An 8,013-nucleotide genomic window follows, 5' to 3' on the forward strand; every position below is an offset into this window, starting at 1 on the left:
GGTCTGAACGGGCTCTCCGGGTCGTGGGGGGGCGCGGACTGGTTTGTGGGGTGAATCCCGGGGGGGGGGACCCCCCCCCCCCCTCTCAGCAGCTCGCGCACGGCGTTCTCGGCCCGCTTCTCGTCGAACTCGCTGATCGAGCCCTCGCCGTCCAGGGTCACAGGGTCGGTCATCTGGTGCCTCGTTCCTTGCGTTCTGCGTGCCTGCGCGCAACTGCGTACGAAAAAACTGCGCCCCCCAGGCTAAAACCAGGGGGGCGCAGCATCCATTCCGGGCCTGCTGAGGCGACCGGGGTCAGCTCTCGGGGCGATCCTCCTTGGTCACCTCGATGGGCGTCTCCGACGCACCCGCGGTGACCGCGGGCGTAGAGCCGTTCGCACCGTTCGTCAGCGACAGCTCCCTGGGGGAGAGCACCGGCGGGCGGGTCGAGGGCGTACGCCGCGAGGAACCGGTCCACGCCGGGCGGGCCGGGCGCTTCACGATGCCGGCGAAGACCTCGGCGATCTGCTCCTTGTTGAGGGTCTCCTTCTCGAGGAGCTGGAGGACCAGGTTGTCGAGAACGTCGCGGTTCTCGACGAGGATCTCCCAGGCCTCGTTGTGCGCGGTCTCGATGAGCTTCTTGACCTCTTCGTCGACCAGCGCCGCGACCTCTTCCGAGTAGTCACGCTGGTGCGCCATCTCGCGCCCCAGGAACGGCTCGGTGTTGTCGCCGCCGAACTTGATCGCGCCGAGCCGCTCGGTCATGCCGTACTGCGTGACCATGGCCCGCGCGGTCGCGGTGGCCTTCTCGATGTCGTTCGCCGCGCCCGTCGTCGGGTCGTGGAAGACGAGCTCCTCGGCCGCGCGCCCGCCCAGCATGTACGCGAGCTGGTCGAGCATTTCGTTGCGCGTGGTCGAGTACTTGTCCTCTTCGGGCAGGACCATGGTGTAACCCAGGGCCCGGCCGCGGGACAGGATCGTGATCTTGTGCACCGGGTCCGAGTTCGGGGAAGCCGCCGCGACCAGGGCGTGTCCGCCCTCGTGGTACGCGGTGATCTTCTTCTCCTTGTCGGACATGATCCGGGTCCGCTTCTGCGGGCCCGCCACGACGCGGTCGATCGCCTCGTCGAGCGAGTGGTTGTCGATCAGCTTCTTGTCGCTGCGCGCCGTCAGGAGCGCCGCTTCGTTCAGCACGTTCGACAGGTCGGCACCCGTGAAGCCGGGCGTGCGCCGGGCGACCGCGCCCAGGTCGACGTCCGGGGCGACCGGCTTGCCCTTCTGGTGAACCTTGAGGATCTCCAGACGGCCCTGCATGTCCGGGCGGTCGACCGCGATCTGCCGGTCGAAACGGCCGGGGCGAAGCAGCGCCGGGTCGAGGATGTCGGGCCGGTTCGTGGCGGCGATCAGGATGACGCCGCCCTTCACGTCGAAGCCGTCCATCTCGACGAGCAGCTGGTTCAGCGTCTGCTCGCGCTCGTCGTGGCCACCGCCGAGACCGGCGCCGCGGTGACGGCCCACCGCGTCGATCTCGTCGACGAAGACGATCGCCGGGGCGTTCGCCTTGGCCTGCTCGAAGAGGTCACGCACTCGGGAGGCACCGACACCGACGAACATCTCGACGAAGTCGGAACCGGAGATCGAGTAGAAGGGGACGCCCGCCTCGCCCGCGACGGCGCGCGCGAGCAGCGTCTTACCCGTACCGGGCGGGCCGTAGAGCAGCACACCCTTGGGGATCTTGGCGCCGACGGCCTGGAACTTGGCCGGCTCCTGGAGGAACTCCTTGATCTCGTGGAGTTCTTCGACGGCCTCGTCGGACCCCGCCACGTCGGAGAAGGTCGTCTTCGGGGTGTCCTTGGTGATGAGCTTGGCCTTGGACTTCCCGAACTGCATGACCCGGGAGCCGCCGCCCTGCATCTGATTCATCAGGAACAGGAAGACGACGACGATGAGGACGAAGGGGAGCAGGGAAAGAAGGATGCCGACGAACGGGTTCTGCTTCGACTCCGAGACGGTGTAACCGTCCGGGATCTTCTTCTGCTCGAACTTCTCCTGCAAGGTGTCGGCGATGGCGACGCCCTGGTCGCCGATGTAGCTCGCCTGGATCTTGCTGCTGTCCTTGATCTTCTGGTCGCCCTTGAGCTCGACCTTGATGGTCCGCTCGTCACCGGTGGTGAGCTTGGCCGACTCGACCTTGTCGTCGTTGATCGCCTGCACCACTTGGCCGGTGTCAACCGTCTTGTAGCCGCCGGACGAACCGACGACCTGCATCAACACGACCACGGCAAGGACGGCCAGCACGATCCACATGACTGGCCCACGGAAGTATCGCTTCACGTCCATCCATACGGAGCGATGACGCCCCGTCCCTCCTGCCATAGTGAGTTTGATAAAGACTGTTCTTCGGACGGTACCCCAGCATTGTCACCCGAAGCCGCACGGGACGGCTGACAAACCCGTCTTCGCATGCTCCAACGGCGGGAAACGGGTGAGGGTTCCCGGCCGTCCCAGTGGAGTTGGCCGGGAGGGCCGGGATCAGCCGCCGGTAGGCGGAACGTTCAGCCGCCGTAGACGTGCGGAGCGAGCGTGCCGACGAACGGCAGATTGCGGTACTTCTCCGCGTAGTCCAGGCCGTACCCGATGACGAACTCGTTCGGGATGTCGAAGCCGACCCACTCCACGTCGATCGCGACCTTGGCCGCCTCCGGCTTGCGCAGCAGCGTGCAGACCTTCAGCGACGCGGGCTCGCGCGATCCGAGGTTGGAGAGCAGCCACGACAGCGTCAGACCGGAGTCGATGATGTCCTCGACGATCAGGACGTGCTTGCCCTTGATGTCGGTGTCCAGGTCCTTGAGGATCCGCACCACACCGGAGGACTGGGTGCCGGCGCCGTACGACGACACAGCCATCCAGTCCATCGTGAGCGGGGTGGACAGCGCACGCGCCAGGTCCGCCATGACCATCACGGCGCCCTTGAGGACTCCGACGATCAGCAGGTCCTTGCCCGCGTACTCCGCGTCGATCTTCGCGGCCAGCTCAGCCAGCTTCGCGTCGATCTCTTCCTTGGTGATGAGCACCGACTGAAGGTCGGTGCCCATGTCTTTCGCGTCCACCCGCATCACTTTCGGTCGTCCGTCACACCGGCTGCGCGGGGACCAGGGCCCCCTCGGTCAACAGCCTTGCCGGATAACCAGTCTGCCACCCTGGCGCTGAGCCACGACTTTGCCCGGCAGATTGATGGCTCCCTGACCGCGCCATCCGGTGATCAGCCGGTCGATCTCCTCGATGTGCCGGGCGAACAGCGCACCGGCCGGGGAGCCCGCCTCGATGGCGGCGCGGCGCACGATCCTGCGGCGTACGGCGGGCGGCAGGGCGTAGAGCTTGGCGCACTCCAGGAGTCCCGTGGCGTCGCGCACGGAGGCTTCGGCCTGCGCGGCCCAGTGGTCCAGGGCGTCGGCGTCATCCCGGGACAACTGGGCCGTACGGGCGAGTGCCTCCACGACACCCTTGCCGAGCGCCTTCTCCAGGGCGGGCAGTCCTTCGTGCCGCAGCCGGGAGCGGGTGTAGGCGGGGTCGGTGTTGTGCGGGTCGTCCCAGACGGGCAGCGACTGGACCATGCAGGCCTTGCGGGCGGTCTGCCGGTCGATGTGCAGGAACGGGCGGCGGTAGCGGCGGTCGGCGCCGGGACCGCCGGAGACGGCCGCCATCCCGGACAGGGAGCGGATGCCGGAGCCGCGGGCGAGGCCGAGCAGAACCGTCTCCGCCTGGTCGTCGCGGGTGTGGCCGAGCAGGATCGCGGCGGCGCCGTGCCGCTCGGCGACGGCGTCGAGGGCGGCGTAGCGCGCGTCGCGGGCCGCGGCTTCGGGGCCGCCGTCCCTGCCGACGTCGACGGCCACGGACTCGATGGGGTCGAGGCCGAGCGCGGTGAGGCGGGAGACGACCTCGGCGGCGCGCAGATCGGAGCCGTCCTGCAGCCGGTGGTCGACGGTGACGCCGCCGGCGCGGATGCCGAGCTTGGGGGCCTCGAAGGCGAGGGCGGAGGCGAGCGCCATGGAGTCGGCGCCGCCGGAGCACGCGACGAGCACGAGTGGCGGGGCGGCCTGCTCGCGTGGAGGGTCGTGGGGGCGGGAGGCGCGCGGGACGCGCCCGGGGTCGCGCCGTGCGTCGGGACGGGCGTCCTGGCGCGGTGCGTCGGGGCGCTGGTGATCGGTGCGTTGTACGTCGGTCAGTACGTCGTGGAGTACGCGGCGGACCGCCAGGCGTATCGCCGCGACCGCAGGATGGGGACCCATGTCCGGTTCCCTTCATGAAGTTCGGGGGTGAGCCTCGGACCTGTCACTCAGGACCGATCAGGAGATCGGGCCTCAGTCAGACCTCACGAGATTAGTCACTCAGAGTGTGTCGATGGTGACAGAGCCGAGCCGTTCCCCGAGCATTGCACGCCTACCCATGGCTCACGGTCCCTCGGACGGGTGATTGCGGGGGCGTTCTCCTGCCGTCGGCCGCATCCGGTCCCTCACTCTCCCTTACGGTGCACCCTCGCGACCCAGTCCGCCGGTTTGGCGATCTCCGCCTTGGTGGGCAGGGTGTTCGGCGAAGTCCACACGCGGTTGAAGCCGTCCATTCCGACCTCGCCGACGACGGCTCGGACGAAACGCTCGCCGTCCCGGTATTGGCGCAATTTCGCGTCAAGGCCGAGGAGCTTGCGCAACGCCTGGTCGAGGCGGCTCGCCCCGCGGGCGCGGCGCTGCTGGAACTTCTCACGGATCTCGCCGACGGACGGCACCACATCGGGTCCGACCCCGTCCATCACGAAGTCCGCGTGGCCCTCCAGGAGCGACATGACGGCCGTGAGGCGGGCGAGGATCTCCCGCTGGGCGGGGGTCTGGACGAGCTCGACGATGGAGCGGCCCCCGTCGTCCTCCTCGCCCTCGGGGCGGCCGCCGGCGAGCGACTGGGCGGCCTCCCTGATGCGCTCCAGGAACGTCATCGGGTCGACGTCGGTCTCGGAGAGGAATGACTGGATCTCCCCCTCCAGGTGGTCGCGCAGCCAGGGCACGGCGGAGAACTGGGTGCGGTGCGTCTCCTCGTGCAGACAGACCCAGAGCCTGAAGTCGTGGGGGTCGACGTCCAGTTCGCGCTCGACGTGCACGATGTTCGGCGCGACGAGGAGGAGCCTGCCGCCGCCGTTCTCCCCCGCCGGGAGGTCGCGGGTGGCCGGGGCGAAGGTCTCGTACTGCCCGAGAACGCGCGAGGCGAGGAAGGAGAGCAGCATGCCCAGCTCGACGCCCGTCACCTTGCCGCCGACCGCGCCGAGCATGGCGCCGCCGGGGCCGCTGCCGCGGCGGTCCTGCATCTTGTCGAGGAGGGGCTTGAGGATCTCCCGGAAGCCCGCCACGTTCGCCCGGATCCAGCCGGCCCGGTCGACGACGAGCACCGGGGTGTCATGGATGTCGCCCGTCCCCATCCGGGTGAAGGAACGGACGTGCTCCTCCGAGGACTTGGCATGCTTGCGGAGCTCGGCGACGATGGCACGCGCCTCGTCCCGGCTCACTTCTGGACCCGGCCGTACGAGCCGGGTCGCGGTCGCCACCGCGAGATTCCAGTCGACCATCTCCGCACCACCGATGCTCGTCATGCGTCAACGGTACGTGGTCGTGTCCGGCTGCGGAGGAGGTTGGAGCCCTGACCTTCCCCCTAGGTGATCCCAGTCGGGAGAACACGGGCCGTCGGCCGACTGCAACACCGCCGTGGCTGGTCACGCAGTTTCCCGCGCCCCTTCGGGGCCCCCTCAGCGACAGCCGCAGCCCGCCACCGCCGATGCCATTCCGTCCAGTGCCGCCTGCGCCGCCTTCGGGTCCGTCGTACCTGTTGTCATGAAGGCGAAGACAAGGAGGCGGCCGTCCGCGTCCACGACCGTGCCCGCCAGGGTGTTCACGCCCGTGAGGGTGCCGGTCTTGGCGCGTACGACGCCGGTGCCCGGGGACTCCTTGGGGTAGCGGTCGACCAGCGTGCCCGTGAAGCCGGCCACGGGGAGGCCCGTGACCACCGAGCGCAGTTCGGGGTGGGCCGGGTCGGCGGCGCGGTCGAGGAGCGCGGCGAGCAGCTCGGCGGAGATCCGGTCGGCCCGGTCGAGGCCGCTGCCGTCGGCGAACTTCGCCCCGGCCAGCGGCAGCCCGACCTTGCCCAGCTCCGTGTCGATCGCCTTGGAGGCGCCGTCGAAGCTCGCCGGCTCCTTCGCGGCGAGCGCCGTCTGGCGGGCCAGGGCCTCCGCGATGTCGTTGTCGCTGTGCGTCAGCATCCGCTCGACCAGGGACGAGAGCGGCGGGGACTCGACCTTGGCGAGGGATTCCGCCCGGCCGGACGCCTTCGCCGGGCCGGGGTCCTTCTTCGTCTCGATGCCGTGGTCCTTCAGGAGGTCCGCGAATTTCTTCGCCGCGTCCTTCGCCGGGTCGTCCGAGCGCGCGGCGGGCCCGCTCGCGGAGTCGTCGAGGCGGCCCTCGTCGGCCATCAGGGCGGTGACCGGGGAGAGGTTCTCGTTCGGCCCGATGGGGTGCTTCGAAGGACCGGCGTACAACGAGGTGTCGTACGACACAGTCACCTTGTCGGCGTCGCGGTCCTTCAGGGCGCGTGCGGTGTCCTCGGCCAGCTCGCGCAGGCTCGCCGAGCTCTTCGCGTACGGGCCGTCCTTGCGGGCGGTGAGCGTGGGATCGCCGCCGCCGACCAGGACGACGTCCTTCGAATCCGGCTCGATCACCGTCTTCGTGGTGATGCGGTGGTCCGCTCCGGCGGCGGTCAGCGCCGCCACGGCCGTGGCGATCTTCGTGGTGGACGCGGGCGTCAGGGTCTCGCCCACCCCCTTGCCGTAGACCCGCTCCCCGGTGTCCGCGTCGACGACGACGGCCGAGCGCTCCGGGCCGAGGGCCTTGTCCTTCATCAGCGGGTCGAGGACCCCCGCGAGCGCCTTCCCGTTCGGCACGGGCGCCGCCGCACCGCCCTTCGCGCCACCGGCAGGAGCGCCGAGCCCGCTGAGCACGGAAGGGGCGCTCGGGGCGGCTTCCGGCGCTCGTCCGGACGTACGAGCGCCGTGATCTGCGCCACCCCCGGCCTCCTGAGAAGCGGCCCAGTCCCGCTCGGCCGTACGCTGACCGGAGGAGTCCCAAGGGCCGGCCGCGGCCACCGCCCCGGCCGCGACAGCGAGTCCGACGGTGGCGGCACCCGCTGTGAGCTGCCAGGTCTTGAGTTTCGCAGGAGATTTGAGAGCGCCGGGGAGCTTGGGAGCCGAAGGCTTCGGAAGCTGCCTCAATAGCTGCCGGGTCTGCTGCCAAGGCTTGAGCTCAGGCACGACGACCAGCCCCTTTCGCGATCACACTTCTGCGTGAGGGACACTTAACCACCCGAAGTATGTGCTGATCATGGAGGAGCCACCCGTGGAGTTCGACGTCACCATCGAGATTCCGAAGGGTTCGCGGAACAAGTACGAGGTGGACCACGAGACCGGCCGGATCCGCCTGGACCGTCGCCTCTTCACGTCGACCAGCTACCCCGCGGACTACGGCTTCGTCGAGAACACCCTCGGCGAGGACGGTGACCCGCTGGACGCCCTCGTCATCCTGGACGAGCCGACCTTCCCGGGCTGCCTCATCAAGTGCCGCGCGATCGGCATGTTCCGGATGACCGACGAGGCGGGCGGCGACGACAAGCTGCTCTGCGTGCCGGCCTCCGACCCCCGTGTGGAGCACCTGCGCGACATCCACCACGTCTCCGAGTTCGACCGCCTGGAGATCCAGCACTTCTTCGAGGTCTACAAGGACCTGGAGCCCGGCAAGTCCGTCGAGGGCGCCGACTGGGTCGGCCGCGCGGACGCCGAGGCCGAGATCGAGAAGTCGTACAAGCGTGCCGAGGCCCAGGGTCACTGACCCAGCCTCCCCCGCCTCTGACGGGGGGGGCGGGGGGGGGCGCCGCGCCGCCCGCCGCGGGGGGGGCCCCCCCCCCCCCCCGGGGTGGTAGGGGGGGGGGCCGGTCGGTTGGTTGGGT

At 69.7% G+C, this 8,013-nt stretch carries 6 protein-coding genes; 1 reads left to right on the plus strand and 5 read right to left on the minus strand.

The features are described 5' to 3' along the window. Positions 1-294 precede the first annotated feature (294 nt). The 5 genes from ftsH to dacB form a co-directional block, all read right to left on the minus strand. Positions 295-2,319, minus strand: coding sequence for an ATP-dependent zinc metalloprotease FtsH (gene ftsH, locus ACFWY6_RS08170; protein ID WP_384687418.1), 2,025 nt, complete (start codon positions 2,317-2,319; stop codon positions 295-297). A 215-nt stretch (positions 2,320-2,534) separates the two neighbouring features. Further along, positions 2,535-3,095 carry a hypoxanthine phosphoribosyltransferase gene (hpt, locus tag ACFWY6_RS08175; protein ID WP_135330538.1) on the minus strand — a complete coding sequence of 187 codons (561 nt, stop codon included), beginning with the start codon at positions 3,093-3,095 and terminating at the stop codon, positions 2,535-2,537. A 51-nt stretch (positions 3,096-3,146) separates the two neighbouring features. After that, positions 3,147-4,268, minus strand: a complete 1,122-nt coding sequence (tilS, locus tag ACFWY6_RS08180; RefSeq protein ID WP_384687419.1) for a tRNA lysidine(34) synthetase TilS — start codon at positions 4,266-4,268, stop codon at positions 3,147-3,149. A gap of 224 nt (positions 4,269-4,492) precedes the next feature. After that, entirely contained in the window at positions 4,493-5,614 is a 1,122-nt protein-coding gene (locus ACFWY6_RS08185; protein WP_266863781.1) for a zinc-dependent metalloprotease, read from the minus strand. 153 nt (positions 5,615-5,767) lie between these two features. Next, positions 5,768-7,321, minus strand: coding sequence for a D-alanyl-D-alanine carboxypeptidase/D-alanyl-D-alanine-endopeptidase (gene dacB / locus ACFWY6_RS08190; protein WP_384687420.1), 1,554 nt, complete (start codon positions 7,319-7,321; stop codon positions 5,768-5,770). 85 nt (positions 7,322-7,406) lie between these two features. Here dacB and ACFWY6_RS08195 point away from each other — a divergent pair, with 85 nt between their 5' ends. Further along, positions 7,407-7,895: an inorganic diphosphatase gene (locus tag ACFWY6_RS08195; protein WP_135330561.1), complete on the plus strand. Its 489-nt coding sequence runs from the start codon at positions 7,407-7,409 to the stop codon at positions 7,893-7,895. The last annotated feature ends 118 nt before the right edge of the window (positions 7,896-8,013 follow it).

Source organism: Streptomyces sp. NPDC059037 (genome assembly GCF_042740015.1).
In the GTDB taxonomy this organism is placed as follows: domain Bacteria; phylum Actinomycetota; class Actinomycetes; order Streptomycetales; family Streptomycetaceae; genus Streptomyces.

What these genes read in the sequence shown, in the direction of transcription:
- ftsH (WP_384687418.1), bottom strand. Translation starts at nt 2,319, where the DNA reads ATGGACGTGAAGCGATACTTCCGTGGGCCAGTCATGTGGATCGTGCTG.
- hpt (WP_135330538.1), bottom strand. Translation starts at nt 3,095, where the DNA reads ATGCGGGTGGACGCGAAAGACATGGGCACCGACCTTCAGTCGGTGCTC.
- tilS (WP_384687419.1), bottom strand. Translation starts at nt 4,268, where the DNA reads ATGGGTCCCCATCCTGCGGTCGCGGCGATACGCCTGGCGGTCCGCCGC.
- ACFWY6_RS08185 (WP_266863781.1), bottom strand. Translation starts at nt 5,614, where the DNA reads ATGACGAGCATCGGTGGTGCGGAGATGGTCGACTGGAATCTCGCGGTG.